Consider the following 26,484-nt stretch of genomic DNA (forward strand, 5'->3'; position numbering starts at 1 on the left):
CCAGCATGCCCTGCGCGGCGCCGAAGGTCTGGCGAGCCTGCTGCAGGGTTTGCGTGGTCGCCGGCAGCACCTGGCCGTTGATCTGCTTCAGGGTGCTGTCCAGGTCCGCCAGACCCGTGTCGAGATGGCGTGCGATGGAGTCGAGCGGCATTTTGTCAATCTTGCCGACGATGCTCGCCACCTGCTCCTGCAACTGGTCGAAGCCGCCGCTCACGGTCGGCAGCGTCAGCGGTCGCGCATCGGCGTCGTATGAGACCTTCGGGGCGTTCGGTACGAACTCGAGCGAAATATAGAGCTGTCCGGTCAGCAGATTGCCGGAGCGCGCCTGTCCGCGCAGACCGTGCGCGACCATGGTGGACAGGAAATCCGCGACCTTTTCGATATCGCCATTTATTTTGGGCAGCTTGTCGAGCACCGGTCCGAGCCGCTGCGGATAGACCTCGATGCCGACGATCATAGGGAAACGCTGCGTGGCCGGGTCGTAATCGAGTTTCATGGAAACCACCCGCCCGAAGTTGATTCCCGAAAACACCACGGGAGCGCCCCTGGACAGGCCGCGCAGCGACTGTGCGAAGCGCAGCTCGATGTACTGGGCCGGACCGTCTGGCGGCGCCATCGCCGTCTCTTCATCTTTCGCCAGATTGAACCGGCTGCCGCCTGCGCCGGCGGTCGTGCTACCGACGGGCGTGGCGAACGCAATTCCGCCGCCAACGATCGCGGCCACGGATTGCGTCTTGAGCTTGAAACCGTCGGCGCCCAGCGAGAGGTCGACCCCGCTCGCATTCCAGAAGCGGGTATCCGCCGTGACAAACCGGTCGTACGGAGCATCGACGAAGATCTGTACGCTGACGCCGTGGCCATCGGCGTCGAGCCTATACGACGCGACGCGGCCGACCTGAATGCGCCGGTAGTAAACGGGCGAGCCGATGTCGAGCGAACCTAGGTCGTCCGCATGAATCGGGAAACTCGATCCCGGCGTCCCACCGATGACGGCGGGAGGCGTCTCCAGCCCCGTGAACGCTGTGCGCGCGACCTCCGAAGCGCCGGTGTCCACGCCGATATAGGCGCCGGACAGCAGCGTGTCCATACCCGAGACACCGGTCATGCCCAAACGAGGCCGGACGACCCAGAAGCGGCTGTCCGCGCGCGCCAGGCTCCGCGCGCTTCTGGCAAGCGAAACCGAGGCGACCACGTGTGAGCCATCGTCGCTGAGCGCGACCGTCGATACGGTTCCGACCGTCACGTCCTTATATTTGACAGGGGTCTTGCCGGCCTCCAGCCCCGCCGCCGTCCTGAACGAGATGGCGATTTCCGGGCCCGCCGAGAGCCACGCGTGGATCACCATCGACAGCCCGATCAGCGCGGCCATGAGAGGTACGAGCCAGACGGGCGATAGCCGCCAGCGGCCGTAGGTGACGACGGGATCTTGCGGTTCGGGTAGCGGCTTGTCTGATACAGGATTCATGTTTCCTCAGCGTCCCAGATGAGTCGGGGATCGAAGTTCATGGCGCAGAGCATGGTGAGAATCACCACGAGGCCGAAAAAGAGAATGCCGATGCGCGGCTCGCTGTCGGACAGCGCATGGAAGCTGACCAACGCACAGACGATTGCCACCACCATCACGTCGAGCATCGACCAGTAGCCGACCGCTTCGACGAGCCGGTACAAACGGGCACGCTCGCTCATCGCCCAGCGACTGTGACGCTGTGTGGTCGCGAGCAGCAGGCTGAGGATCAGGAACTTGGCGCACGGCACGACTACGCTGGCAATAAAGATCACCGACGCAATGCCCCAGGACCCTGCTTTCCAGAACTCCACGACGCCGTAGAGAATCGTGCTGTCGCTGCCGTGTCCCAGAAGACTCGTGTGCATGACCGGCAGCACGTTGGCGGGGATGTAGAAAATCAGGGAAGCGATCAGGAACGCCCACGACCGTGCGATGCTGTCCGGGCGCCGCCGATGCAGGGCTCGTTTGCAGCGCGGGCATTGGGCGTGTCGGTCCACGCGCGGCATATGTGCGCAAACCAGTCCGCATCCATGGCAGGCAATCAGGCCTAGCTGCCCCGCGCGAGGAGGTGGCTTCATGCTGTCTCCGCGTCGGTCCATTCCCACAGCAAGTGGACATCGCGACTGGCGATGCTGGTGATCAGCACCATCAGCGTTGCCGTGGCCCAGATGCCGGGACCAGCTTCCACCTGCACGAAGCTGGAAAGTTTGATGACGGCTACGAGCATGCCAAGTACGCCGACCTCGACGATGCTCCACGGGCGCAGCATCGCAAGCAGCCCCATGCTCCACGCGAAACCCGGCGCCCGGCGTGCGGCGCGGGCAAATGCCAGCACCCAGCCGAGCAGCGCGATCTGGAGAAGTGGCACCACGACGATCATCATCACAGTGGCGATCGCAATCGGTGCGACCGCGCCGTGCGCCAGCGCTGCCGCGGACTGCCAGAGCGTCGTCTCGCTGTGCAGCCCCTGCAGGGAGATCCGGATCACCGGGCAGACGTTGGCGATCACGAAGACGATGGCTGCGGCGACGGTTAGCGCGAGCCACCGATCGACATCGAGCTGGCTCGCGCGATACAGGACGGCTGAACATTGCCCGCAGCGCGCCACCTCGCGCGTGGCCAGCGCGCGGCGGCGGTACACGCCGTCACAATGCTCGCAGACGACGAGAGTAGGGAAGGTTTGCATGAGCATCTGGCAATCAGGACGGCCTGCCACTGCCGCCGGCCACCGTCCGCTGCTGCGCGGGGCCCATCTGGGCAGCGCGCGCGTCGAAGTACGACGTCGCATAGTCGATGAACGCCCGGACCTTCGCCGTCATCAGGCTCCTGTCGCGATATGCGAGCCTGAGTTCGGCGTCCCCGCTCATGAGTTCGAAGTCGGGCAGCAGCTGGACGAGGCGCCCATCGTCCAGCTCCTTGCCGACCATCGTAAGAGGCAACGCGCCGAGACCAGCACCGCTCATCACCAGTTCCTTGTTCAACGCGGCGTTGTTGGTCGACACGTCGTGTTCCAGTGGCACGGCAAACTGTTCGCCACCGCGCTGGAATCGTAGTTGTGGTTCGCTGATCGAGGCGAGTATTGTGACGAAGCGGAATGCGGCGAGATCGTTGGGCCTTTGCGGTAGCTGGCGCCCCTGCAGGTAGCTGGGCGAGCCCACCACGGCGAGGGGCAGGCGGCACAACGCACGGGTGATCGTGAGCTCGCTCGTGAGCATGAACGGCAACACGATGCCGAGATCGAAGGCTTCCTTGATCAGGTCGACTGGCCGTTCCGCCAGCGTCAATTCGAGCTGCACGGCTGGATACCGGGCACGGAACCCGGCGATCAGCGGTGGCAGCTCGATCAGCGCCGCGGTGGTGTGGGCGACGAGCCGCAGTACCCCCGCAGGCTCCCGTGCGCGCTCCCCGGTACCGGCCTCGAGCACGTCCAGTTCAGCAACCACGCGCGAGCAGCCGCCGTAAAACTCCTCCCCGGATTCAGTGAGTGCGAGGTGACGGGTCGTGCGCTGAAAAAGACGCACACCGAGCCTGGTTTCGAGCCCCGTTATCGCGCGCGAGACGACTGTCTTTGAGATGCCCAACGCATTCGCGGCGTGCGTGAAGCTCTGCATTTCGACGACGGTACAAAAGGTCCGCAGCGTTTCGAGATGGTCCATAAGTGTTCGCAATCCAGAGTGAATCAAAATTCAAAACCATACGGTTCAGTATAGTGAAAACATACTGTTGCTGTCAACGTAAATAAACCATACAGTTTAGTTATGTTAAAGTCCAAACCTGTAAAGATGGAAGCTCGGTCAGGTGCGTTGCCGCCGGCGGCGTCGTCGATCGATCGCATAAACAAAAGGAGAGCCCGAGATGAGGGGGAAAACGGAAGCAAAGCGGCAGGCGATTGTTGACGCCGCGTTCGAGGTGTTCAGTGAGGTGGGGTTCGAGCAGGCGTCGATGTCCGAGATCGCGGCACGGGCAGGCGGGTCCAAAGCCACGCTGTACAGCTATTTCGAGTCGAAGGAAGAGATGTTCACTGAGTTCATGACTGCCGCCGCGCAGGAGGAAGTCCGAGCGGGGTTCGAACTGCTCAAGACCTCGGCGCCGGTTCGCGATGCACTGGTGAGCTTCGGCACGCACTATCTGGTTGCGGTGCTGCAACCGCAACTGCTCGCGGTACGCCGTCTCGCGCATCGCGAAGGCGGCCGGTCGAATGTGGGCGCCCTGTTCTATGAGCGCGGGCCGAAGCTCGGCTGGCAAACGGTGGCTGTCTTCCTGCAGCAATTGATTGACACCGGGCAGCTGCGCAGCTGTAACGCAGCCATCGCGACAGCGCATCTGCGCACGCTGTATGAAGCGGAGTTGATGGAGCTTTGCCTGTTTGGCGTGCCGGCCGATACCAGCCCCCGCAACATCGCGAAGGTCGTCCAGAGAGCGGTCGACGTGTTCATGGCCGCCTACGGGCCGACGGACGCCGCACACACCACGCACTGATTGTCCGGCTGCCGCCCGCATTGTCCGGGCGGCAGATCCGCATCCAGGGCAAACCGGCGGTCAATCCTTATACAGCGCACTGGCCACATAGCGGCGCCGCAAGTCGCCCAGCAGCGCTGCAAGGATCGCACTGACCGGCAGCGCGAGCAGCACGCCAAAAAAGCCAAAAAGTTGGCCAAACGCAAGCAGAGCGAAGATCACCGCGAGCGGGTGTAGACCGATGCGGTCACCCACGAGTTTGGGAACAAGAAAAGAACTTTCGAGAACCTGCCCAACCCCGTACACGGCTGCGACTGCAGCCAGTCCGTACCAGCCGCCAAACTGCAGAAGCGCGGCAAGAAGGGCAAGGGCGAGTCCCAAGGCGAAACCCACGTAGGGGATGAACACCGCAAAGCCGGTGAAGAGTCCGATGGGCAACGCGATGTCGAGGCCAGCCAGCGTCAACGCTACCGGGTAGAACACGGCGAGCACGCCCATCACGAGCAACTGGCCGCGTAAGTATTGCGACAACATGTGGTCCATCTCGGTCACGAGTCCCCGGACCTTGCCGACCCAGCGCCGCGGCACAAGGCTTTCCATCCGCGCGAATATCTGGTGCCTGTCGTAAAGCTGATAGAAAAGGACAAGCGGCACCAGTATGACGTTGCTTGCAACAGGAAGCACGACGTTGCTGCCTGTACGCGCGTACCGCCAGGCGGCGAGTATGACGGTCTGGCCGTTGCCGATCGTGTCGCCCGTCAGCAAATCGCGGACTCCGGGCAGGTCGAGTGAGTAGCTGACGCCCAGCAGTGCCAGCTTCGGTTGCAGCCACGCGTTCAGGCCGGCGATGAAGACGGGAATGTTCTTCGCGAGCTCGGGCCCTTCCTTGTGGATCACGGCGAACGCAAGTAGCGGCAGTAGCGTCAGCAGCGATGCGAACAGGAGCATCATCAGGAGCACGGCCACCGTACGCGGCACACGCTGGCGCACCAACCACTCGACGCCCGGCTGCAACATGTACGCGACGAGCGCGCCGAGCAGGAATGGCGTGAGAACCGGTCGTAGGATCCATAGAAGGATACCGAGGCCAGCGGCGATGGCGCTCCAGACGAGAGCCTGGCGCCGATAGGGAGTCATGGGCATGGTTTGAGAATCGTATTCGGGTGGCCCGCAAGTGACACCGCAAAAAAGACTGCGGCGTATCGAGCAGGGTCATCAGTGTCGCCATTCAATCAGCGGGGGGCGCACGCGCCCCCGCGCTCAATGCGCCTGCGACGTATCGGCCACACGCGTCGGTTTGGGCGCAATCCAGATCGCCAGTGCGCCGACGACGAAGCAGCATGCGATGCTGAAGAAAAGCTGGTTGGTTGCGAGCATCACCGCTTGCGACTCGACCATGTTGCTGATCTGAGCCTGCGCCTGATGTGCGCTCCAGCCTGAGCCCGTTAGTGAGGCCGCATAGTGGCCAGCCTGATCGACGAGGCCCGACAACTCCGCGCGGTTGTACTTGGTCTTGTTCTCCCACAACGTGTTGACGACCGACGTGGCAATCGCTCCGCCGAAGGTCCGGCAGAAGCTCATCAGTCCCGCCGCCGAAGCCGTTTCGGGCTCGTCGACACTGCTCAACCCGAGGCTCGTCGTCGGGACGAAGAAGAACGGTAGTCCGACGCCTTGCAGCAACAGCGGCAACGCCACCTGCCAGAAGTCCATGTCCGAATTCGCGTGGGTGCGGAACAGCGTTACCGAGCCGAGCCACATCACCCCGGCAAACACGAGCCAGCGTCCATCGAACTTCGTTGACAGCTTGGCCGCAAGCGGCGCGGAGACGACCGCGAAGATGCCGGTGGTCGCCGTGGCGTAGCCGGCCCACGTGGCCGTGTACCCCATATTGTTCTGCAACCACAGTGGCGTGAGCACGGTGGCGCCGAAATACGCGCCGAACGCCAGCGTCATGGTGACCACGCTCGCACCAAAGCCACGATGGCGGAACACCCGTAGATCGACGATGGGGTTACGCTCGGTCAGCTCCCAGATGAGGAAGGCCAGGAAGCCGATCACCGCAGTCACCGCCAGTACGCGAATTTCCATCGAGCTGAACCAGTCCTTGTCCTTGCCCTCATCGATCATGATCTGCAGGGCCGAGACCCAGATGACCAGTAACACCAGTCCAACGGTATCGATCCGCATCCGGATCTTCTCGGATTCATAGCGCTTGAGCAGCATCCATCCGGCGTATGCGCAGATCAGCGACACCGGCACGTTGATGAAGAAGATGTAGGACCAGTGGTAATCGTCGCAGATGACGCCGCCCAGCACAGGGCCCATCACCGGCGCCAGCAGGGTCGTCATGCTCCAAAGACCGAGGGCGGCGGCGGTCTTCTCCTTCGGGAAGATGCGCAGCAGCAGGGTTTGCGAGAGCGGCATGAGCGGGCCGCCCGCGAGCCCCTGGAACACACGGAACAGCACCAGCGTGGTGAGCGACGTCGCCATTCCGCACAGTGCCGAACCCAGTCCGAACATGATCAGCGCCGTGATGAACACGCGCACCGTTCCGAAGCGACTCGCTAGCCAGCCGGTCAGCGGCACGGTGATCGCTTCGGCCACCGCGTAGGACGTGATCACGTACGTGCCCTGGCTCGTCGAGGAGCCGAGTGCACCGGAAATAGTCGCCACGGACACGTTCGCGATGGTGCTGTCCAGCACCGCGACAAAGTTGGCGGCGGCGATCATCAACGCCGCGAGAATCAGCATTGGGCCGGACAGCGGCGGCAATGAGATGTCATTCACCTGACTGGAAGACATGGTGGCGCATCCTTAGTGTGCGGGCGCGTCGTTGCCGCCGCGCGTGTCGACCGTCGCTGCCATCGACAGGCTGATGCCGAGCGGGTGCGCGCGAAGCTCGGCCGGGTCGATCCTGACGCGCACCGGCAGGCGCTGCACGACCTTGATCCAGTTGCCGGTCGCGTTCTGCGCGGGAATCATCGCGAACGCCGAACCTGAACCGCCCGCCAGGCCCGCGACCTTGCCGTGATAGACGACCTTGCTGCCGTACAGATCCGACTCCAGTTCGACCGGCTGACCGACGCGCACCTTGCCGAGCTGCGTCTCCTTGAAATTGGCGTCGACGTAGACAGATTCGATCGGTACCACCGACATCAACGCCGCGCCGGTCTGAACGCGCTGCCCCACCTGGACCTGGCGGCTCGCGACGACACCGTCGACCGGCGCGCGCAGCACGGTGCGCTCGAGATCGACGCGTGCCTGATCGCGCTTCGCGCGTGCAAGCAGGACTTCCGGATTGGTATCGACCGTCGTGTCCGCAATCAGCACCCTGTTCGCCTCGAGCGAGCCGAGCGCGGCGTCGCGGCTTGCCTTCGCCTGCAAGGCAGCAGCGCGGGCTGCGTCGAGCGCCGCCCTGGCGGTGGCAGACGCAGCGCGCGCGTTGCTCAGCTCTTCGCCCGATACGCTGCCGCTGTGGGCTAGCACTTCGCGGCGCTGCAGGTCGATCGCCGCGCGGTCAAAGTCGGCCTGGGCCGACGCGATCTGTGCGGCCATGCGGGTTTCGTCGGCTGCGTGCGCACTGACTTGCGCGCTCAGCTGCGAATCCGTGGCGACATAGCCGCGGACCTTGCGTTCGGCGCGGCCCACATCGGCCTCAGCCTGCGCGAGCGCAATCTTTGCGTCGGTGTCATCGATGACGGCCAGTACGTCGCCCTTGTGGACCTGCTCCGTATTCACGACCGGCACGCTTTTGACGATGCCGCTGACCGCCGGCGTGATCGATGCGACTTCGGCCGCGGTGTAGGCGTTATCGGTCGACACGTAATGCGACGCGACGAAGTGCCAGTAGCTCGCGTAGCCGAGACCGGCGACGAGAATGGCGCCGCCGAGCAGCGCGAACAGCTTCTTGCGGTTCGAAGGGGGAGCGCCGGCCGCAACGCCGGTATCGGCGGGAACGGCGGGAGCAGCGGGAGCAGCGGAAGCGGGCGAGTCCGGCATCAGCGACTCGCTGGTTTTGACGAATTGCGTTTCAGACATGATCGGAGTCCTTGAAATCAGCTTTGCTTGTTGGGATGGGTTGCGTCGGTTGCGGCCGGCGTGCTGGCCTGATATCCGCCGCCGAGTGCGCGCACGAGCGCGACATCGAGCGAGAAGGTGCGCGACTGGATATCGGCGAGCTGGCGCTGCGCGGAAGTCATCGTATCGGCGGCGTTCAGCACTTCGAGGTAACCGGCAAGGCCGGCGCGATAGCGATCGAGGGCGACCTGGTGCGCCTGGGCGGCGTCGTCGTAGGCGGCCTGCGTCGCTTGCAGCCGGTCCGCCAGCGCGCGTTTGCTTGCGGCCACGTCGGCCACGTCGTGCAGCGCCTTCGTCAGCGTTTCGTCGTAGTTCGCGACCGCCTCGTCGTAGGCCGCCCGCTTGCCGCGCAGTTCGCCGCGCAAACGTCCGCCGTTGAAGATAGGCAGCGTGATCGCCGGACCGAAGTTGCCGGCCAGCGAAGCCGCGTTCGTCAGCATGTTCAGGCCAAGCGACTGGAAGCCGATCGACGCGCCGAGCGTGATGTCCGGATAAAACCCGGCTCGCGCGACGTCGATCCGCTTCGCCGCCGCCTCTACGCGCAGGCGTGCAATGACCACGTCCGGGCGGCGGCCAAGCAGGCCGAGTCCAAGGTTGGCGGGCATGCCGGCAGGCTGCGTCAGATCGACGGCCGGCGGTGCGATGCGCAAGCCGCGGTCGGGCCCGGCGCCCATCAGCGCGGCGATCTGGTTGCGCTCGAGTGCAACCGATTCATCCAGCGCGAGCAGGTCGGCCTGCGCGCTTTGCTGCTTCGACTCCGCCTGCTTCACACCTGCCTGCGTTTCGAGCCCGTTGGCGAAACGCTCCCGGAACAGCTGTGCGGATTGCGTGCGGACCTGCAGTGCCGCCTGCGCACTGTCGCGCTCGGCGAACAGACGCGCGAGGTCGGCATACGCTGCGGCGATCGACGCGGACAGCACCATGCGGGCCTGTGCCGCATCGGCGCGCGCCGCTTCGAGTTCCGACGTGGCGGCGGCTAGCGAAGCGCGATTCTTGCCCCAGAAGTCGATTTCGTAGCTGAAGTCGAGTTCGGCAGTGCCGTAGGGGCGCCATCCGTGGGGAACGAAATCCGAGGGAATACCGTTGTTGTAGCTCTGCTTTTTCTTCTGGACCGAGCCCTGCGCGCTGACTTCGGGCAGCAGCGCCGCGCCGGCCACCTGCGCCGACGCCTCGGCGTTATGCAGCCGCGCCTGGGCGGCCGCCAGCGTCGGCTCATCCTGGAGCGCTTCTCCGATCAGCGCGTTCAGTTGCGGATCGTTGTAGCCGAGCCACCACTGATCAGTGGGCCACGCAGACGCCGTGCTGCCCTGCTTGCCGCCGTCCGCACTGAGACTCTGCGCCGTCTCATATCTGCTGATGTCCTTCGTGACCGGCTTTTGCGGCATGTCAGGCAGTTGCGCGCAGGCGCTCACCACCATCGCGAACGCGAACGCGACGGCCAGCCTCACCGGTTTCACCTGACTCCGAATGTCCGTGCTCTCTTGCATCATCGCCTGCTCCCTTCGCTCTTTTACAATACTGGACAGTCTAGTTATGAGAGCCGTGCCTGTCAACACAAATAAACTGTACGGTTCAGGTATGGTAAGATCACAACATTGAAAGTCGAAGGCCGGTCACGGGCGTCGCCGCCGGCCATGTTGTTGATCGGTCTTGCAGACAGAAGGAGGGCATTGAAAATGAGAGTGAAGACAGAAGAAAAGCGGCAGGCGATCGTTGACGCCGCGTTCCAGGTGTTTTGCGAAGTGGGGTTCGAACGGGCATCCATGTCCGAGATCGCGGCGCGGGCAGGCGGATCAAAAGCCACGCTCTACAGCTATTTCGAGTCCAAGGATCTGATGTTCGCGGACGTCATGATGGCCGCCGCGGAGGAAGCCAAAGTAGCGACGGAGCTACTCAAGACCTCGCTGCCGATTCGCGAGACACTGCTGAGGTTCGGCAAACACTATCTCGCCGCCACGCTCAAGCCGCAGATACTGGCGGTGCGCCGTCTGGCAAATCACGAAGGCGGCCGCTCGCACGTCGGCGCCCTGTTTTATGAGCGCGGGCCGAAGGTCGGCTGGCAAATGGTGACTGACTTCCTGCAGCAGGCGCTTGACGGCGGGCAGCTGCGCAGCTGTAACGCAGACGTCGCGACCGCGCATCTGCGCGGGCTGTATGAAGCGGAGTTGCTGGAGCTTTGCCTGCTGGGTGTGCCGGCGGACACCAGTTCCCGCAACATCGCCAAAGTCGTTCAAAGAGCGGTCGACGTCTTCCTGGCCGCATACGGGCCCACGGACAAAGGTGACGCCGCCGCATAGGCAGGCGCCTGGACGGGTCGCGGAGGTCGGGAGACGGCAAGCGAACCGCCACCGTGTCGCCAGGTGGGCGGTTCAGCCTGCACCGCGTCGGCAAAATCCGCCGCTTGCAACGCCTGACATGGGTATCCGCCTGCTAGCCTGTACTGGGCCCAATTGTCACTTGAATCGGCCAGTGGCTGGCTACTCTGAAACATGCCCGGATGGCGGGGCACGCCGATCTCGGTCCATGTGATCGCCGAAATCCAAAGGCGGCCGGCGAAGATGCAGCGCCTCATCGAATTGCTGAGGGGAGCGTTGAGAGCAGTCCATTGCCCAACCAACCAGGGTCTTGCGGCCAGCGATTTGCCGACGCCATGAACGAATCACCGGCAAACGCCGTCGCGCATCGCATGCGCCTACGGCGATGAACAGAATCCGGGTAGCCGCGACAATCGCCGGTCTCTCAGGTACGGCTGCGCGGGTTACGCAGCCGTACGGGTTATTTCGGAAGCTGGGTCGGAACTTGCGTCGACGCTTGTGCCGGAAGCTGCGGAAGCTGTGGAGGTTCCGGAAGCTGCGGCCCACCCTGTGAAAGCTGCTTCGTGGCGGGTTGCCGGGCGGAGGCTAGCTGCTGCTTCGGCAATTGCTGCGGCAGATTGCTTTGCGCAAGCACGGATGTGCTGGTAACGAATGCGAACAGTACGGGGAAGGTCTTTTTCATTTCAATTCTGTTCAGCCGGTTGTCTTGATCTTGACGCGATTAGCAGCCGCATGCCGTATCAACGCGCGGCCAAGATTGCCTTGTAACGCCAGGACGCCGTTGCGGTACTGAAGTCGACGGGGCTGCCCGACGCTACATTGTCTGACGGGAGGGGAGCGGACGAACTATTCACACCACCACAGCTGTTGAACGCCTGTCGTTGTGCTTCCACGCGGGCTAACACCGCCTGAAAGTCCATTGCATGTTGTGTAGCGGCGCTCGTGCGGTCATGGTAGCCGACCGTTTGACGCTGAACCGGTTGCGCGGCCGCTTGCTCATAGGTTTGGGGACCGCTGCTGCTGGCGAATGCGGGGGTCGAAAGGGACAAGATCGACGCGACAACAGGGACGGGGATGAAGGTCTTCGACTTTTGCATGATCAGACTTCGTATCGAGCGTCGGATGCAGGAGACGCGGTGTTTGGGGAACAACGGTCTGGCGAGGCATGAGTGCTGTTTGCCAGTTCGTTGGTGCCAGTTTAGTCACTTACCGTCGGCTTACAAGCATCTCCGGGGCAACGGATAGTTGCCGTCGCTGGAAGGTAAAGTGTGCAAGCTTCAATCGAAGTCCGTTGCCAAGACGCTACTTGAATATCGGAATACCTTTCGCTTGTTGTCCTGATGCCAGCGATTCGCGGTTCCCACAAACCCGTATATTGGAGATCTCGCAACTCATAATTGCGCGCCTCAAATGGCAGCGCGCTTTGCTTATACTGCATCCATCTGACACACACTTCGCTATTTACGCAGGAATACTTATGGCACACCAACTGACGTTCCAGATCGGATCATCGAACACGGAAGTCATTCATGAGGTCGTTCAGCATGCGTTGCGCAGCGCTGCTACGGCCTCCACCACGAATGGGGCTATCGATGTGCTCGGCCAGGCGCTACTCGAGGTCGAGCGCCTCGCCGCGCACACGACCGTCCTGACGCACTGAGCCCTCTGCGCGCAACGACGAAGGCCACTCGATCACTCGCCCAATGGGGGCGCTTATGGCGGTTCTGTTGGCTGGTAGAGATACCGCCTGATGTCGCCGACTCCGTTTTGATCCGGATGCCGAGATTCGCATGAACCTGTTCGATGCCCAATCTCATCTCCGAACGGACGGCTTTACGTGCTTGCAGCCCGGCTCATCGGTGCGTCGGCAACTGGCTCATTTTTGCACCGGCGAGAACAACACCAGATTCTTTGGTCGCCGCTTCATCGTCTGCTCGACCCACTCGCCGGGCTCCTTTGCGTTCTCTATTACGCTACGCGCGCCGTGGATCATCAGTGTGCGTAAATAGGTGTCGCCTCTCTTGCTTGCTGATCCTGTGCAGGTTCACCTTTCCGCCTGAGCCGGTCTGCTTCGGCACGATGCCGACCCATGCGGCCAACTCCCGCCCCGAACTGAATGCTTAGTGTCTTAACAGGAGTGTGAGTTCGCTGATGCGGGAAGCTGACGTCCGGCGGTGCGGTGTCGCGACCGTCAGCAATCCGCCGATCAATGCGAGACGTTCGCTTACCAGGATGCGAACCACAGCCTTTCGGTCCTCATGAAACTCTCGCATGATCGGACCTTGCAGACAGTGACGCCGCTTCAATCAGACCGTCTCCCGACTATGCGCTTTCGAGCGCCGAACGCTTGATATCGCCCCGGCACATCGTCGCCTTGGTGCTATACACCCCACCTTAGCGCCGGCGTGTGCACGGCGCTGTCCCAATGCTTCGTCATCTCTTCGTCGAGCATGCAAAGTGTGATCGAAGCGCCTGCCATCTCGAGCGAAGTGGTCAGCGTGCCCACCTGCACGCGCGCAATTTTCAGATCGCGCTTTTGAAGCCACGCGCGCGTTGAGTTGAAGAGAAGATAAAGCTCGCCAAGCGGCGTGCCACCAAGGCCGTTCACAAGCACCAGCAAGCCAGCCCCCGCAGGCGGCTTGAGATCGTCGACGATAGCCGTTAGCAACTCCCCCGCAATCGTGTCGGCCGACGCAAATTTTGCGCGCCGCCTGCCCGGCTCGCCATGGATGCCGACGCCGACTTCGATCTCGTCGTCGCCGATCTTGAACGTCAGCGTACCAGCTGCCGGCACCGTGCAACTGGAGAATGCGACACCCATCGAAGCCGTGTGCTTGTTGATTTGGTCGCCAAATAACTTGCATTCATCGAGGCTCGCACCGCTTTCAGCCAGGCTGCCCACCAGCTTCTCGACGATCACCGCACCCGCAACGCCGCGCCGTCCGGTCGTATAGCTGGAGTTCTCTACCGCGACGTCATCGTTAATGAGGACCATTGTATTCGGCACCTCGGACATCTCCGACGCCATTTCGAAGTTCATCAGATCGCCCGAGTAGTTCTTCACGATGAAGAGCACGCCCGCGCCGGTATCGACGGCCTTAGCGGCAGCCATCATCTGGTCGGGTGTCGGCGATGTGAAAATCTGACCTGGGCAAGCGGCGTCGAGCATGCCATGGCCGACAAATCCTGAATGGAGCGGTTCGTGCCCCGAGCCGCCGCCCGAGATCAGCGCGACCTTGCCGGGCTTCAGGTCCTTGCGCCGCACGAACACCGGTTCGCGATTGAGTACGACCAGGTCGGCATGCGCGGCGGCGAATCCCGCCAGGCTTTCGGTGAGAAAATCGTCCACATGATTGATGAATTTTTTCACCGTCACGCTCCTTGTCCATTGTGTTGCACGAGCCGCGCGCATACCGAAGCAATCATGATCTGACTGGAGCGCGCGCCCGGATCGATATGCCCGCGCGAGCGCTCGCCGAGAAACGATGCGCGCCCCTTGGTTGCCAGCATGTCGCGGGTCGCCAGCATGTTTTCCTCCGCGACGCGCGGCAAAGTGTCAAGCACCGCGCGCGCCGCTGCGCTTTCTGTAGCCAGTTCCTCGAAGCGCTGCGCGACCGGTATCAACACGTCCATCATCGTCTTGCTGCCGACGCCGGTCTTGCCTCGTTGTCCAACGGCCTTCACTCCCGCCGCAAAGACGCGGGCGAAGCCAGCCAGATCCATTGCATTGTTCGCGGACGCTTTCGCCATCCCGTTCAGCAACGAGAAAAATAATGGCCCGGACGATCCCCCCACCGTGGACAGCACCTTGGACGCCGCGATCTCGAGCGCGGGGCCGAACGCTTTCGCCTCGATCTCCGCGCGCGTCGCGAGCAGCGCTTCCATGCCGCGCAGCAGATTGAAGATGTGATCCCCATCGCCGATCTGCTGGTCGAGCGAAGCAATCTCGTCGGTGTGCTCCTTCAACGCCGCATACGCGGCGTCGATGCACGTCATGACCGTTTTGCCGTTCATGTCGGGATCCTTCTGCCGTCGGCATGGAAATATAGAAGGCTGCGTGGGGGCAGCGACACGCCGACCCGTTGGCCCGGCGAAAAATTGCGCTCGGTGACGGTCGTCGCGACCACGGCGGTTCCGGCGCGATCGAGAATCAGCAGATGACGTAGCGGCGAATATTCGAGCACCGTCAAATTGAGTGCATCCTGTGCGCCATTCGCGTCGCCCTGAGCCGGGTCGTGCAGCACGATATCCTCGGGACGGATCGCGACAGTCGCCGTGCCCGCCGGCATGTGAGCCGAGTCGAACAGTGCGGGCGGCAGCAGGTTGATCGGCGGGGAGCCGAGCCGCTGCGCGGCGCTCAGCGACGCCGGATTGCCATACACCTCGCGCGGCGTGCCGAGCTGCACGAGACGCCCATGGTCGAGAATGCCGATGCGATCCGCAAGCGTGGTCGCTTCGACCTGATCGTGCGTGACGTAGACGATGGTCGCGCCGATCGTACGATGCAGGCGCTTTAGTTCGATGCGCAGTTCTTCACGCAGCTTCGCATCGAGCGACGACAGCGGCTCGTCCATTAGAAACACCTTGGGCTGCCGCACGAGCGCGCGCCCAATCGCCACACGCTGCATCTCGCCGCCGGACAGATGTGTGGCCATGTTGTCGAGTTTCGCTTCCATATGCAGCATTTCCGCGACCGCGTGAACACGCGCACGCACATCCGCCTCGCTGCTGCGCCGTCTTGGCGAGCGCAACGGAAAGGCCAGGTTGCCGAACACGGTCAAATGCGGATACAGCGAGTATTGCTGGAAGATAAACGCGACGTCGCGATCGGATGGATGCACGCCGGTCGCTATCGCCCCGTCGATCAGCACGTCCCCCGCATCGGGGCGCTCCAGCCCGGCGATCAGACGCAGCGTCGTGGTCTTGCCTGCGCCGCTCGGTCCGAGCAGCACGACGAACTCGCCGTCGGCCACGTCGATCGAAATATCGTCGACCGCGGCGATGTCGCCGAACCGTTTTGACACATTGCGCAACTGGATTTCAGCCATGAGCTTCTCCGTGTGCAGGAACCGTGCGAGCAGCGCCCGGCAGCAGCCGGCCGCTCTGCGCGTCGTACAGCAATGTGCGTTCCTTGCGAAACGACAAGCCGACCGGTGATCCGGCCGGCAGGCCATCGTCTTTGCCGACCCGCACTCGCACTACGCCCAGCGCGGTCTCGACCACAAGCACCTGATGCGAACCGAGATATTCATCGGCGGTGACCTTGCCGCGCAGCGGACCGTGCTGGTCGATCGCGACATGCTCGGGACGAATACCCAGCAGCACGCGTTCAGCGGCGGCGACAGAGCGCGGCACCGGCACCGCTGCCCCATGCAAACGGACTTGTTCGTCGCCAGCGTCCAGGCCGCCATCTATAGGGAGGAAATTCATCGGCGGACTGCCGATAAAATTGCCGACAAACACCGTCGCCGGAAAGTGATAAATCTCCTGGGGCGGCCCGGCTTGCAGCAACTCTCCCCTGTTCATCACGACGATGTCGTCGGCCATCGCCATCGCTTCGCTCTGATCGTGCGTGACATAAACGGTCGTGGCACCAAGCGCGTTATGCAGCTTGCGCAACTCGAGACACATCAGCTCGCGAAAATCCGCATCGAGCGTGCCGAGGGGTTCGTCCATCAGGAACGCCTTCGGCTGCCGAACGATCGCGCGGCCCAGCGCCACGCGCTGCCGGTCGCCGCCGGACAGGCCGCCCGTCTTGCGATCGAGAATGTTCTCGATGCGCAGCATGTGGGCGGCGGTGTCCACGCGCGCCGCGATCTCCTTGCGCGGCACATGCTCGTTCTTGAGCGGAAAGGCTATGTTGTTGCGCACTGTCATATGCGGATAGAGCGCAAACATCTGGAACACAAATGCGATGTCGCGCTGACGCGCGCGCAATTGCGTCACGTCCTCGCCGTCTATCATGATCTGTCCAGAGGTGGGCAATTCAAGGCCGGCTATCATGCGCAGCGTCGTGGTTTTGCCGCAGCCCGACGGACCCAGCAACACGACAAAGCGCCCGGAGCCAATGGTCAGACTGGTGTCGCGCACCGCGACGAAGTTGTCGAAACGCTTGTGAAGGCTGGCAAGAACGATCGTCGACATGGCGTCAGTCCGGGAAATGACTGGTAACGACAAACGCCAGCGCGCCAACCAGGATGACGGAAAACGACCACGTGAACAGTGTCAGTGAAAATGGCTGCACCAGCATCGCCATGCCAAGACCGATCAGTGCAGTCGACACTGCTTCGCTGTAGCCACGGCGCAGATAATGTCTTCGCGGCAAAACGGAATTTCGTTTCATTTGCGCACCGCTCCGAAGGTGATGCCGCGCAACAAATGTTTGCGCAGCACGACAGTGAAGATCAGGATAGGCAGCACGAAAAGTGTTGTCGCGGCCGCGACGGCCGGCCAGTCCTGCCCGCCCTCGCCAATGATGAACGGAATGAACGGCGGCATTGTTTGCGCATCACCGCTCGTCAGCAGGGACGCGAATGCATACTCGTTCCACGCGAAGATCAGGCAGAAAATCGCAGTCGCGGCAATGCCGGTGATGGCCTGCGGCAGCACTACCTTGACGAAAGCCTGGAGCCGCGTATAGCCGTCCACGAGCGCGGCCTCCTCGTATTCGCGTGGAATCTCGTCCATGAAGCCCTTCAAAAGCCAGACTGCCAGCGATACATTTACCGCCGTATAGAGCACGATCATGCCGACATAGCTGTCGCTCAGCCCGAGCGCCCGATACATCAGGTAGATTGGAATGGCGACTGCAATCGGCGGCATCATGCGCGTCGACAGAATGAAGAACAGCAGGTCGTCGGCGAGCGGCACCTTGAAACGCGAGAACGCATAAGCCGCCAATGTGCCGAGAAATACCGCGAGAAAAGTCGAGCCGAAACCGATCACGAGCGAATTTACAAAGCGCGGCAGAACTTTGGAAGGCCCGGCAATCACCATGTTTCGCTTGTGCACATCGCGCTCATACCAGGTCTTCGCGGGCGGCAGGCTGGCGATGAACTCCGGTGTTTGCCGCGAACGGATCGTGAACAGGTTCACATAACCTTCCAGTGACGGTTGAAACAACACGACAGGTGGATAGGCGATGGCATCTTCCTGCGTTTTGAAACTGGTCAGGCAGATCCACAGCATCGGCAAAGTTGCGAGCAATGCGTAAGTGATGACAACCGCCGCGGCGAAGCGCTTGCCGCGAGGCGAAGAGGCCACCACCGAATGTTGTGCGGTAGTCGGTCTCATCGCTGTTTCACCCGGTTGAGCGCCTTGACGTAGATATTCGCCGCACCGAATACCGTCACGAACAGAATGATCGCCAGTGCGGAAGAGTAGCCTGTCTGCCATTTCTCGAACGCGGCGCGCTTCAATGTGATCGATACCGTTTCGGTCACCGAACCTGGGCCGCCCGAAGTCAGCAGGTTCACCATGTCGAACATCTTGAAGTTCTCGATGCCGCGAAACAGCACGGCGAGCATCAGGAATGGCAAAGTCATGGGCAAGGTAATCGACCAGAACTGCCGCCACGGTGTGGCGCGATCCACCTCGGCGGCTTCGTAGATATAGTCGGGAATCGAGCGCAGGCCCGCGAGGCAGATGAGCATCACATACGGTGTCCACATCCACGTATCGACCATCACGATGGTCCACGGCGCGAGCGACACGTCGCCGATCATCTGGAACGAGCCGGGCGCAATGCCGGTGAAGAAGCCGACGATATCGTTGAACAGTCCCGTTTGCGGTTGCAGCAGAAAGGTCCAGAAGTTGCCAACCACTGCGGGCGACAGCATCATCGGCAGCAGGATCAGCGTGGTCCAGAAGCTATGACCGCGGAACTGCCGGTTGATCAGTAACGCGAGGCCGAAACCCAATAGCACTTCGAGGCCGACCGACCAGAACACAAAACGCGCCGTTACCTGCATCGCGTACCAGATGTCTTCGTCGGTGAGAATGTCGACGTAGTTTTCGATTCCAACGAAGCGCGCCGGCACACTCGGCATATTCGACTTGAAGTTGGTAAACGACAGACGTAACGCCCAGATCAACGGAAAGATGTTGATTGCGAGCAACAGCAGGATTGTTGGAAGGATGAACAGCCACGCAATGCTTCTGTCCGACAGTCCAGCCAGACGCGTGCGCGCGCGCACCGTCGCCGGGGATTCCAGCCCCGCCGACGAAAAAGGCTTGTTTGCCAGCATGCCTCGCTCCTTTAAAGGCATCGGCGGCATCCGTGCAGGAGCCGCCGGTCCCGTCCTCGATACGCGCTAGTTCTTGCCTTCCGCCTTGAATACCTTGTTCCAGTCTTTGACCAGCAAGTCCAGCGCTTCCTTGGCCGTGCCCTTGTCGGCCACCACGTAGTCATGCACGCGCTTTTGCATGTCGAGCAGCAGTTCCGCATAGGTGGGTTCGGCCCAGAAGTCCTTTACTATCGACATCGACTTCAGGAATGCAGGCGCAAAGGGCGCGCTCTTCTGAAAGTCGGGTGCATCTACTACCGACTTCGCCGCCGAATAGCCGCCCAACTGCCACCATTTCTTCTGAACATCCGGCTGCGCGAACCATTTGATGTATTCGAGCGCGTCGTCCTTATGATCCGAATACGAGACGACTGAAATGCCCTGTCCGCCAAGCTGCGTGTACTGCTTCGATTCCCCCGGGTTAACGAAGAAACCAATCTTGTCGCCGCCGACATTCGGGTCTTTGTAGAGCCCGGGGAAGAATGCAAACCAGTTCATCTGCATTGCCACCTGGCCGGACTTGAAGGCGTCCAGTCCTTCCTGCATGTACGCGTTGGTCATGCCGGGCGCCGTGCAGCACTTGTAAAGCGCCTTGTAATACTCCAGCCCCTTGACCGCGCCCGGCGAGTTGACGAAGCCATCCAGGTGATAGGGTTTTTTGGGGTCTTCATACTCGAAGCCGAAGTTGTAAAGCGCATTGGTCACCCCCATCGTGATGCCTTCAGAACCGCGCTCTGTAAAGATATAGGCACCGTATACGGTCTTACCATCGATCTTGCGGCCCTGAAAGAACTCTGCGGTTTGCTTGAGTTCATCCAGTGTGGTCGGCGGTTCGAGTTCGCGTTTATATTTCTGCTTGAACTCGGCACGCAATTCCGGACGGGCGAACCAGTCCTTGCGATACGTCCAGCCCACTGCGTCCGCCATGGCCGGCAAGGCCCAGTAGTTAGGTGTATTCTTCGGCCACTCCGCATAACCGACGACGGTCGCCGGCACGAAGTCGTTCATCGAAATCTTGTTCTTCGCGAAGAAATCGTTGAGCTTCACGTAGTGCCCGTTGACTGCCGCGCCGCCGATCCACTGACTGTCGCCAATGATCAGGTCACATAGTTTGCCATGCGAATTAAGTTCGTTGATAAAGCGATCTGCGTAACTCGTCCACGGCACGAACTCGAATTTCATCTTGATGCCGGTTTTCGTGCTGAAATCTTTCGACAATTCGACGAGTGCATTGGCGGGGTCCCATGCTGCCCAACATAACGTCAACTGCTTGCCCTGTGCCTGCGCGCCGGTTGCCGTGCCGAGCCCCAACGTGATGATGCCCGCCGCTATTACCCTTGCTGACGTAAGACGTAACATTTGTCTTCTCCTTGTCTTTCCCGGGTCTCCAACCTGCTATGGAACAGCGCCCATGCGCCGGGTGCTGTGTTTGAGCTCAGCGGATTCAGACTGCAATCCACGTGTCGCGAGCTTCAGGCATGCGCATTCTCACGAAGATAGATCCTGGTCTCCGGCGTTGGAATGGCGAGCGCGCCACGCACGTTGTTAAGACAATTGATTGCGACGAGGCCCGACCAGTGGACGATGCCGCGCACGTCCTGATCGAGGATTACGTCGATCGCACGCTCGGACAGTTGCGCGCGAGTCTCCACGGTGCATTCATGCCCGATCAGTACCAGGCGTGCCTTGTCGCCGGATTCCTGCAATGCGGTCGCGATGCCAGAGATGCCGCCACCCGTCACATAAACGCCGACCAGATCCTGGTGACGCGCAAGGAGCCCCTGCACGGCAAGACCCGCGCCGTCGTCATCTTCGGCGAAGTCTGGTTCGGCAATCCAGCGCAGGTTGCGAAAGTCCTCTTCCAGCACCTGCGAAAAGCCCGTGCGTCGTTCCAGTTGATCGTGCAGGCGCGACGAGGCCGATAAAATCGCCACCGTGCCGAGTCGCGCGCCGAGAAAACGGCCCATCAAGAGTCCTGCGGTGCGTCCAGCAATCCTGTTATCGACGCCGACATACGCCGCGCGGCGACTTGCAGGCAGATCGGAGAACACCGTAACAACGGGCACGCCCGCATCGCTCGTATCTTCAATGAGGCGTTCGACTCCGGGGTAGTCGAGCGGCACAAGCACCATTGCGTCGTAGTCGACCGCCTGCTCGGCGAAAGCAATGGTGTCGCGATGAGTGGAGAAATCGCACCGATAGAACGACGGAATGATGCGGTGCTCGCGAAAGAAACTTGCGGACAGCGCAATGTCGCGCTCGACCTGGTCGAGGAACCGCGAATTGACCTGAGGTAGAACGAAGGCCACGCGATACGTGTTGATCTTGGCAGGGCGACCGCGACTGGCGCGGTCGTCGCGCAGGGCCGAGAGCGCCAGATGGACGCGCTCTGCCGTTTCGGGACGCACGGCCTGGTCGTCGCGCAACACACGATCGACTGTAGCGACGCTCACGCCCGCACGACGCGCAATCATCATACGTGTAGCCGGCATGTGTCTCCTCCAGTGCCGAGCCAGAAGCTGCTTTGTTTAATGAAGGTAGTTTTTCCCGCAGGAAATGCAAGTTTTTTTGCGACGATAAACGCATCATTTTTGACGGCATTAATGAATCGCGTTTAAGCGTGCATGCCTGAATGCATGAATTGCCTAAATCAGAAGGCGGTGCTTGGCACGAAAGGTATCGGGGGCAACCGCCTTGCGTCGAATACGGGGAACACTGCACAGAACGCGATGCCTTATTCGGAGTTGTCGCCATTTGGTGCGCCGTGCCAGCGAGCTTCGTAGCGAGCAAGCGGGTGACCGCAATCAAGGCATTGTCGCTCGATCGCTCGCATCTGGCGCAGCGCGCGTGGATCGGTAAAGACGTCCCGCTATACGGATATCGATAGAGGGTCGTCGCCGCCGTTGACGCGTAGCCGAGAATCCGCACCCATCATTCGCTGGTTGTCAGGCACCAGCACGGTCCAACGGATAGCCGAACTCATCCGTGTATTTGGTGCGCCTTAAACTACTGCCGCGCCGATCGACCATTAGCCGTTGCTGCGCCGACGGGCCGCTGGTACCTCGTGAGCGGATGTGCGTGAACCGAGTGAGAAGGACCGTATATGGACTCCTATCAAGCCTCATTGTCGATCGCTCACGTATATCCGGTCTCGTACAAATGTGCCTCTGCGAGGCAACGGACCCTGATGGGCTATTCGCGCGCTGACTCCCAATCGCTCCTACGGGCTCGAGGCCTCGGTCCTTCGCGGGTTTGATCAGCGCCGGTTCGACCTGTTGGCCATCGTGCGGCTTGTTTTGCAATCGTGGATGAAGGTACAGCTGGGTTCGGCGATCAGGCGCGGCCAAAGGAAGAATGGTCGCCGGAGCTTCTCTCGGAGTTTCTTAACTGGTTTCCAAGCGACATCGTGGCACCACCGCACGCCATTGTGGCGGCGGGACATGCAGCCACCTATGCGCTTTACCAGGCCGTCTTGCGGTCAGGTACGGTTGATCGCCTGGTCCTCGTCGCACCGACATGGCGCGGCCCGTTGCCGACGATGATGGGTGGCCAGCGGGCCTGGTTCTCCCGTGTGCGCGCTGCGATCGATCACCCCCTCGCTGGCCCGCTTCTCTACCGGCTCAACGTCAGCCGCCATGTCATCACCATGATGGCGAGAGAACACGTTTACAGCGATCCTGACTGGCTTGACGGCGATCGTCTCGCGGCCAGACTCGCCGTCACCCGTGCACCCGGAGCCCGGCACAGTTCGGTACGCTTTGTCACCGGTGCGCTAGACCGGGTCGCCAACCGTGCGGCGTTCCTTGATCTTGCGCGCCGAGCCAACATTCCGATCCTCGTGATCTACGGCGATCAGACGCCGCCGAAATCGCGTGTCGAAATGGAGGCGTTAGGACAATTGCCAAATGTTCAGGTTGAATGGGTCATGAAGGGCAAGCTCGCGATTCACGAAGAGTTTCCAGAAATCGTCTCCATTGCCATCAGGCGATTTTTGACGAAGGAATCGCCGCTTTAGACGATCAACGACAGACGGGCATAGCCAGACGCTCTGGAATGCTTTCCCCTATCAACTGTCTGACCGTGCATTAACTATTCGCGCGTGTTGTCGGGCGCTGCGTGAAATCCATTTGCTCAACGCTCGCTTCGATCGCATATGCGGTAACCCGCCAGTTCGCTCCTGGGCGCCGACAGTTACTTGAAAGCCGCCACCAATTCGCTTCCATCGATCGGTGGATTGAGAGATCATGGAGCGAGTCCGTGTGAACGGGTTCGATGCTGTGCTCAAGCTGCCAGACAGTGTGTTTACCCAGGCGGAAGAGCCGAGCCCGCGCGCGGAAAAGAAGGCCCCCCATCCACCGCGAGGAGAGTCACCATGAGCACCTGTCACGAACCACACCATGCGCATCACGATCATCAGCATAGTCCGGATTGCGGCCACACAGCGATCAGGCATAACGATCACGTCGACTATCTGCATGACGGTCATCTGCATCACCCGCACGGCGATCATGTAGACGAGCATAGGCTCGAAGTGAGCGCGAACAATCCCGATCAATGTACGCCGGGCTGCGGCGGCCACGCGCCGGGCCACGTCCATGGCCCCGGGTGCGGCCACGAACCTGTACCACATGGGGACCACGTTGACTATCTCGTCGACGGTCACCTGCATCATCCGCATGGAGATCATTGTGACGATCACGGCCCGGTCGAACTCGCCTGAGCGAGCGATGAAAGGCGATTGATGCCTTTGAAAGCGAACTGATCTCAGTCGAGCAGAGTCTGCCTGCGGATTGCTGCTCGCCACGGCGGGATACGCGTCACCCCTGCACCGCAGCACGTCGCCGTTCAGGCACAGACGCGGGCTTCACCTTTGGTCACAGGAATCCGTGTTCCATTTGCCGCGGAGCTATGATTGCCGGTGGCTGTTTATTACCGCGCAATGACTTGCGTGTCGCCGGCGATTTTCATGCGCGACGCAGACAGGCGACGCGCATCTACTTCATCGTGTGAATTTGGACGCGTGGATATTCGTTGCCCGACTCGATTTGCAGCACCAACAGTCAAAGAGGCTTGATCTGCGATGACCGCCACAAACTCCACCCATCTGATCTCTACGACGATCCTGACGGGCTTCCTGGGCAGTGGCAAGACCACCCTGCTCAACCGCATCCTGTCCGAACATCATGGCGGCCGCGTCGCCGTGATTGAAAATGAATTCGGGGAGACCGGTATCGATAATGAACTGCTCGTCCAGGACGGCGACGAGCAGATCGTCGAGATGAACAACGGCTGTATCTGCTGCACGGTGCGGGGATCTGGTGCGCATCCTGTCGACACTCGCCGAGAGGCGCGCGAAAGGGGAGTTGAACTTCGAACGCGTGATCATCGAGACGACCGGCCTGGCTGACCCCGCGCCGGTTGCGCAGACGTTCTTCGTCGACGACACGGTGCAGGCGTCATACATGCTCGATGCAATCGTCACGGTGGTTGACGCGAAGCATGCCGAGGCGCAATTGAGCGAGCATCACGAAGCGCAGGAGCGGGTCGGATTCGCGGACCGCATCCTGATGTCGAAGGTTGACCTCGTATCGCGAGAGGAGGCCAGTCAGCTCGCTGCGCGACTGCGGCAAATGAACCCGCGGGCACCGATCAGGCCGGTGCATTTCGGTGCGACCGACCTCAGGGAACTGCTGGATATTCGAAGTTTCGACCTCAACGCAATCATCGACATTGAACCGGACTTCCTCGCGGACCTGGCACACGAACACGATGACGACGTTGCGTCGTTTGTCTACCGCACCAAGGTTCCGCTCGATCGGGACAAGGTCGAGGAGTTCTTTAGCGAAATGGTCGCCACTTACGGCCCGGCCATGCTGCGCTACAAGGGGGTGCTCGATATCCATGGCGTTGACCGTCGCACCGTCTTCCAGGGCGTGCACATGATCTTCGGTGCGAGCACCGACAAGCCGTGGGGTGGGGTTGACGAGCGTGAAACGAAGATCGTTTTCATCGGCTATCCCAACGGCCGATGAACAGTGCGCAACGGCCGGTCGCGGCGCACTGTCGAATAACCCTTAACGAGAGCACCAGTTCAATGAAGGTCCTGTAGAGCGACCGTTGAAAATCGTCGACGGCCGCTTTCGGGAGGCTTCTGTGGATGAGTACTGTCGGCCAGTTTCGGACGGTCGACGGCGTCGCCTAAATTGCCGACAATTGTGGTCGTGAAGGACTCGGGAACGTCACCGCTGTCGCAATCACCCGGCGACGATGCCCGCTTTACCAACTACGGAACATAGACCACACGGTGATCTACAGCATAGAGCTTGCATCCCTGCAAGCCACTGTCGCGGCAGTGTTTCAGTGCCCTTTCGGCCGCGTCAGGCGGCTCGTTTTGAGACGTGGGTGTGCCCCACGTAGCATTAGCTTGGCCGCTATCTGAGACGGCAAACGCTCGGGGAATGGGCTTGTCGAGCCATGCGGCGTAGAGTTCTCGGACATGTTGATCGTGTGTAGGAACAGCGGACACGTCTCCAATTGCAGCGAAATTGCTTTCCGGATAACGCGTTGTCAATGTGTCTGCATCGCGCGCAACCAAGTGCGCGGCGGTGGTAGATGAACCGTTGGCGAGCACCTTGCTCAAGCCATCAAGAATGATTTGCTCCCAATTGGTAGCGAGGATATTCGTCGCCATCGCCCGCTTCGACACCACCTCGACGATCGTCGTTGACGCGGTGCGTCCCGGCTCTACGAAGATGGCAACGTTCTCCCCATAGCTCAGAACATTGATACCGTGTTGAGCAAGTGCATACCCCGCCGACTGGTTTTCGTCGATGAAATCGAGCCCGGCAGTCGTAACGACATTGGGCAATGACCTCCAGACTATATCGGGTGTCACTGAGTACAAGCGCGTCGTGCCAGTTCCGCGCGCCAATTTTGCATCCGCCAAAGTTGTGCAGCCAGATACCAACGCCCAGAGCATCAGCAGCAAATACATACACAGAACACGGCTCTTCGTCATCTTTTGGTCTCTTGTTTTGGCCGAAGCACGCTAAATTGCGATCTTTAACTTGATTCTTTCCCCGTGACGCTCTGAACCCGCCGGGCTTGGGTCAATGCGACAAATAGGGCGCCCTAGTATCGGCGATCAATGCGACTCCATGCCGCCAAAACAGAGTGCCGAGTGACCGCTCCAGGCGGACTAACTCGTCCGCTCAGGGTCGGGAGGACCCGTTTGCGCGACGCGAGTGCGACATTCGCCACGGTCGACAGGCGAATGTCGGAAATCCGACGCGGAGCTGCCTCATCATCGCCGACTGCCGAGCGTCGGCATTGGCCGACAAGC

Annotated in this window: 25 protein-coding genes and 2 pseudogenes; 6 read left to right on the forward strand and 21 right to left on the reverse strand. The window is 61.2% G+C overall.

Going from position 1 to position 26,484, the window contains the following annotated elements:
* From F6X42_RS34615 to F6X42_RS34630, 4 genes are all read right to left on the reverse strand, one after another.
* A partial coding sequence (locus tag F6X42_RS34615) for a PqiB family protein (protein ID WP_187638467.1) occupies positions 1-1,465 on the reverse strand: 1,465 nt, incomplete at its 3' end.
* Entirely contained in the window at positions 1,462-2,085 is a 624-nt protein-coding gene (locus F6X42_RS34620) for a paraquat-inducible protein A (protein ID WP_187638468.1), read from the reverse strand. The genes F6X42_RS34615 and F6X42_RS34620, both read right to left, overlap by 4 nt.
* A complete protein-coding gene (locus F6X42_RS34625) occupies positions 2,082-2,699 on the reverse strand; it encodes a paraquat-inducible protein A (protein WP_222945833.1) in 618 nt (205 codons plus the stop codon). The genes F6X42_RS34620 and F6X42_RS34625 overlap by 4 nt, the downstream gene beginning before the upstream one ends.
* A 7-nt stretch (positions 2,700-2,706) precedes the next feature.
* Positions 2,707-3,663, reverse strand: a complete 957-nt coding sequence (locus F6X42_RS34630) for a LysR family transcriptional regulator (protein ID WP_187638469.1) — start codon at positions 3,661-3,663, stop codon at positions 2,707-2,709.
* A gap of 199 nt (positions 3,664-3,862) precedes the next feature.
* Between F6X42_RS34630 and F6X42_RS34635 the strand changes: the two genes are divergently transcribed.
* Positions 3,863-4,486: a TetR/AcrR family transcriptional regulator gene (locus F6X42_RS34635; protein WP_187638470.1), complete on the forward strand. Its 624-nt coding sequence runs from the start codon at positions 3,863-3,865 to the stop codon at positions 4,484-4,486.
* 60 nt (positions 4,487-4,546) lie between these two features.
* Here F6X42_RS34635 and F6X42_RS34640 read toward each other — a convergent pair whose 3' ends face one another.
* From F6X42_RS34640 to F6X42_RS34655, 4 genes are all read right to left on the reverse strand, one after another.
* Entirely contained in the window at positions 4,547-5,602 is a 1,056-nt protein-coding gene (locus F6X42_RS34640) for an AI-2E family transporter (RefSeq protein ID WP_187638494.1), read from the reverse strand.
* 123 nt (positions 5,603-5,725) lie between these two features.
* Positions 5,726-7,267, reverse strand: coding sequence for a DHA2 family efflux MFS transporter permease subunit (locus tag F6X42_RS34645; RefSeq protein WP_281394070.1), 1,542 nt, complete (start codon positions 7,265-7,267; stop codon positions 5,726-5,728).
* Between the two features lie 12 nt (positions 7,268-7,279).
* Entirely contained in the window at positions 7,280-8,503 is a 1,224-nt protein-coding gene (locus tag F6X42_RS34650) for an HlyD family secretion protein (protein ID WP_246530363.1), read from the reverse strand.
* A 17-nt stretch (positions 8,504-8,520) separates the two neighbouring features.
* The gene (locus F6X42_RS34655) at positions 8,521-10,032 is read right to left on the reverse strand and encodes an efflux transporter outer membrane subunit (RefSeq protein ID WP_187638471.1); all 1,512 of its coding nucleotides are present in this window, start codon (positions 10,030-10,032) and stop codon (positions 8,521-8,523) included.
* A gap of 186 nt (positions 10,033-10,218) precedes the next feature.
* Here F6X42_RS34655 and F6X42_RS34660 point away from each other — a divergent pair, with 186 nt between their 5' ends.
* Entirely contained in the window at positions 10,219-10,839 is a 621-nt protein-coding gene (locus tag F6X42_RS34660; RefSeq protein WP_187638472.1) for a TetR/AcrR family transcriptional regulator, read from the forward strand.
* Positions 10,840-11,317: 478 nt separating this feature from the next.
* Here F6X42_RS34660 and F6X42_RS34665 read toward each other — a convergent pair whose 3' ends face one another.
* On the reverse strand, positions 11,318-11,539 hold the full coding sequence (locus tag F6X42_RS34665; RefSeq protein ID WP_187638473.1) for a hypothetical protein: 222 nt from the start codon (positions 11,537-11,539) through the stop codon (positions 11,318-11,320).
* A 58-nt stretch (positions 11,540-11,597) separates the two neighbouring features.
* Entirely contained in the window at positions 11,598-11,954 is a 357-nt protein-coding gene (locus F6X42_RS34670; protein ID WP_187638474.1) for a hypothetical protein, read from the reverse strand.
* Positions 11,955-12,334: 380 nt separating this feature from the next.
* Between F6X42_RS34670 and F6X42_RS34675 the strand changes: the two genes are divergently transcribed.
* A complete protein-coding gene (locus F6X42_RS34675; RefSeq protein WP_187638475.1) occupies positions 12,335-12,517 on the forward strand; it encodes a hypothetical protein in 183 nt (60 codons plus the stop codon).
* A 216-nt stretch (positions 12,518-12,733) separates the two neighbouring features.
* Here F6X42_RS34675 and F6X42_RS34680 read toward each other — a convergent pair.
* From F6X42_RS34680 to F6X42_RS34725, 10 genes and pseudogenes are all read right to left on the reverse strand, one after another.
* Positions 12,734-12,977: pseudogene (locus F6X42_RS34680) on the reverse strand (transposase); the annotation flags it as partial.
* Between the two features lie 260 nt (positions 12,978-13,237).
* Positions 13,238-14,227, reverse strand: coding sequence for a dihydroxyacetone kinase subunit DhaK (dhaK, locus tag F6X42_RS34685; RefSeq protein ID WP_187638476.1), 990 nt, complete (start codon positions 14,225-14,227; stop codon positions 13,238-13,240).
* A gap of 2 nt (positions 14,228-14,229) precedes the next feature.
* A complete protein-coding gene (dhaL, locus tag F6X42_RS34690; protein ID WP_187638477.1) occupies positions 14,230-14,871 on the reverse strand; it encodes a dihydroxyacetone kinase subunit DhaL in 642 nt (213 codons plus the stop codon).
* Positions 14,868-15,905: an ABC transporter ATP-binding protein gene (locus F6X42_RS34695; protein WP_187638478.1), complete on the reverse strand. Its 1,038-nt coding sequence runs from the start codon at positions 15,903-15,905 to the stop codon at positions 14,868-14,870. Before F6X42_RS34695 ends, dhaL begins: the two co-directional genes overlap by 4 nt.
* Positions 15,898-17,001, reverse strand: coding sequence for an ABC transporter ATP-binding protein (locus F6X42_RS34700; RefSeq protein ID WP_187638479.1), 1,104 nt, complete (start codon positions 16,999-17,001; stop codon positions 15,898-15,900). The genes F6X42_RS34695 and F6X42_RS34700 overlap by 8 nt, the downstream gene beginning before the upstream one ends.
* A 4-nt stretch (positions 17,002-17,005) precedes the next feature.
* Positions 17,006-17,200 carry a hypothetical protein gene (locus F6X42_RS34705; protein ID WP_187638480.1) on the reverse strand — a complete coding sequence of 65 codons (195 nt, stop codon included), beginning with the start codon at positions 17,198-17,200 and terminating at the stop codon, positions 17,006-17,008.
* A complete protein-coding gene (locus F6X42_RS34710) occupies positions 17,197-18,150 on the reverse strand; it encodes a carbohydrate ABC transporter permease (protein WP_187638497.1) in 954 nt (317 codons plus the stop codon). The genes F6X42_RS34705 and F6X42_RS34710 overlap by 4 nt, the downstream gene beginning before the upstream one ends.
* Positions 18,147-19,103, reverse strand: a complete 957-nt coding sequence (locus tag F6X42_RS34715) for a carbohydrate ABC transporter permease (RefSeq protein WP_187638481.1) — start codon at positions 19,101-19,103, stop codon at positions 18,147-18,149. Before F6X42_RS34715 ends, F6X42_RS34710 begins: the two co-directional genes overlap by 4 nt.
* Before the next feature lie 66 nt (positions 19,104-19,169).
* On the reverse strand, positions 19,170-20,501 hold the full coding sequence (locus F6X42_RS34720; RefSeq protein ID WP_187638482.1) for an ABC transporter substrate-binding protein: 1,332 nt from the start codon (positions 20,499-20,501) through the stop codon (positions 19,170-19,172).
* A gap of 113 nt (positions 20,502-20,614) precedes the next feature.
* The gene (locus tag F6X42_RS34725) at positions 20,615-21,634 is read right to left on the reverse strand and encodes a LacI family DNA-binding transcriptional regulator (RefSeq protein ID WP_187638483.1); all 1,020 of its coding nucleotides are present in this window, start codon (positions 21,632-21,634) and stop codon (positions 20,615-20,617) included.
* An 812-nt stretch (positions 21,635-22,446) separates the two neighbouring features.
* Between F6X42_RS34725 and F6X42_RS34730 the strand changes: the two genes are divergently transcribed.
* The 3 genes and pseudogenes from F6X42_RS34730 to F6X42_RS34740 all read left to right on the forward strand — a co-directional run bounded on the left by F6X42_RS34730 (position 22,447) and on the right by F6X42_RS34740 (position 25,174).
* Positions 22,447-23,157: an alpha/beta fold hydrolase gene (locus F6X42_RS34730; RefSeq protein ID WP_187638484.1), complete on the forward strand. Its 711-nt coding sequence runs from the start codon at positions 22,447-22,449 to the stop codon at positions 23,155-23,157.
* A gap of 357 nt (positions 23,158-23,514) precedes the next feature.
* Positions 23,515-23,862 carry a hypothetical protein gene (locus F6X42_RS34735; RefSeq protein ID WP_120290710.1) on the forward strand — a complete coding sequence of 116 codons (348 nt, stop codon included), beginning with the start codon at positions 23,515-23,517 and terminating at the stop codon, positions 23,860-23,862.
* A gap of 360 nt (positions 23,863-24,222) precedes the next feature.
* Positions 24,223-25,174: pseudogene (locus F6X42_RS34740) on the forward strand (CobW family GTP-binding protein).
* Positions 25,175-25,425: 251 nt separating this feature from the next.
* On the opposite strand, the gene F6X42_RS34745 reads toward F6X42_RS34740, so the two are convergent.
* Entirely contained in the window at positions 25,426-26,160 is a 735-nt protein-coding gene (locus F6X42_RS34745) for a hypothetical protein (RefSeq protein ID WP_187638485.1), read from the reverse strand.
* Positions 26,161-26,484: the final 324 nt, after the last annotated feature.

This window comes from Paraburkholderia podalyriae (genome assembly GCF_014397785.1).
GTDB classification, from domain to species: Bacteria; Pseudomonadota; Gammaproteobacteria; order Burkholderiales; family Burkholderiaceae; genus Paraburkholderia; species Paraburkholderia podalyriae.

Coding starts and splice junctions, on each gene's coding strand:
- F6X42_RS34620 (WP_187638468.1), bottom strand. CDS start 2,085: ATGAAGCCACCTCCTCGCGCGGGGCAGCTAGGCCTGATTGCCTGCCAT.
- F6X42_RS34625 (WP_222945833.1), bottom strand. CDS start 2,699: ATGCTCATGCAAACCTTCCCTACTCTCGTCGTCTGCGAGCATTGTGAC.
- F6X42_RS34630 (WP_187638469.1), bottom strand. CDS start 3,663: ATGGACCATCTCGAAACGCTGCGGACCTTTTGTACCGTCGTCGAAATG.
- F6X42_RS34635 (WP_187638470.1), top strand. CDS start 3,863: ATGAGGGGGAAAACGGAAGCAAAGCGGCAGGCGATTGTTGACGCCGCG.
- F6X42_RS34640 (WP_187638494.1), bottom strand. CDS start 5,602: ATGACTCCCTATCGGCGCCAGGCTCTCGTCTGGAGCGCCATCGCCGCT.
- F6X42_RS34645 (WP_281394070.1), bottom strand. CDS start 7,267: ATGTCTTCCAGTCAGGTGAATGACATCTCATTGCCGCCGCTGTCCGGC.
- F6X42_RS34650 (WP_246530363.1), bottom strand. CDS start 8,503: ATGTCTGAAACGCAATTCGTCAAAACCAGCGAGTCGCTGATGCCGGAC.
- F6X42_RS34655 (WP_187638471.1), bottom strand. CDS start 10,032: ATGATGCAAGAGAGCACGGACATTCGGAGTCAGGTGAAACCGGTGAGG.
- F6X42_RS34660 (WP_187638472.1), top strand. CDS start 10,219: ATGAGAGTGAAGACAGAAGAAAAGCGGCAGGCGATCGTTGACGCCGCG.
- F6X42_RS34665 (WP_187638473.1), bottom strand. CDS start 11,539: ATGAAAAAGACCTTCCCCGTACTGTTCGCATTCGTTACCAGCACATCC.
- F6X42_RS34670 (WP_187638474.1), bottom strand. CDS start 11,954: ATGCAAAAGTCGAAGACCTTCATCCCCGTCCCTGTTGTCGCGTCGATC.
- F6X42_RS34675 (WP_187638475.1), top strand. CDS start 12,335: ATGGCACACCAACTGACGTTCCAGATCGGATCATCGAACACGGAAGTC.
- dhaL (WP_187638477.1), bottom strand. CDS start 14,871: ATGAACGGCAAAACGGTCATGACGTGCATCGACGCCGCGTATGCGGCG.
- F6X42_RS34695 (WP_187638478.1), bottom strand. CDS start 15,905: ATGGCTGAAATCCAGTTGCGCAATGTGTCAAAACGGTTCGGCGACATC.
- F6X42_RS34700 (WP_187638479.1), bottom strand. CDS start 17,001: ATGTCGACGATCGTTCTTGCCAGCCTTCACAAGCGTTTCGACAACTTC.
- F6X42_RS34705 (WP_187638480.1), bottom strand. CDS start 17,200: ATGAAACGAAATTCCGTTTTGCCGCGAAGACATTATCTGCGCCGTGGC.
- F6X42_RS34710 (WP_187638497.1), bottom strand. CDS start 18,150: ATGAGACCGACTACCGCACAACATTCGGTGGTGGCCTCTTCGCCTCGC.
- F6X42_RS34715 (WP_187638481.1), bottom strand. CDS start 19,103: ATGCTGGCAAACAAGCCTTTTTCGTCGGCGGGGCTGGAATCCCCGGCG.
- F6X42_RS34720 (WP_187638482.1), bottom strand. CDS start 20,501: ATGTTACGTCTTACGTCAGCAAGGGTAATAGCGGCGGGCATCATCACG.
- F6X42_RS34725 (WP_187638483.1), bottom strand. CDS start 21,634: ATGCCGGCTACACGTATGATGATTGCGCGTCGTGCGGGCGTGAGCGTC.
- F6X42_RS34735 (WP_120290710.1), top strand. CDS start 23,515: ATGAGCACCTGTCACGAACCACACCATGCGCATCACGATCATCAGCAT.
- F6X42_RS34745 (WP_187638485.1), bottom strand. CDS start 26,160: ATGACGAAGAGCCGTGTTCTGTGTATGTATTTGCTGCTGATGCTCTGG.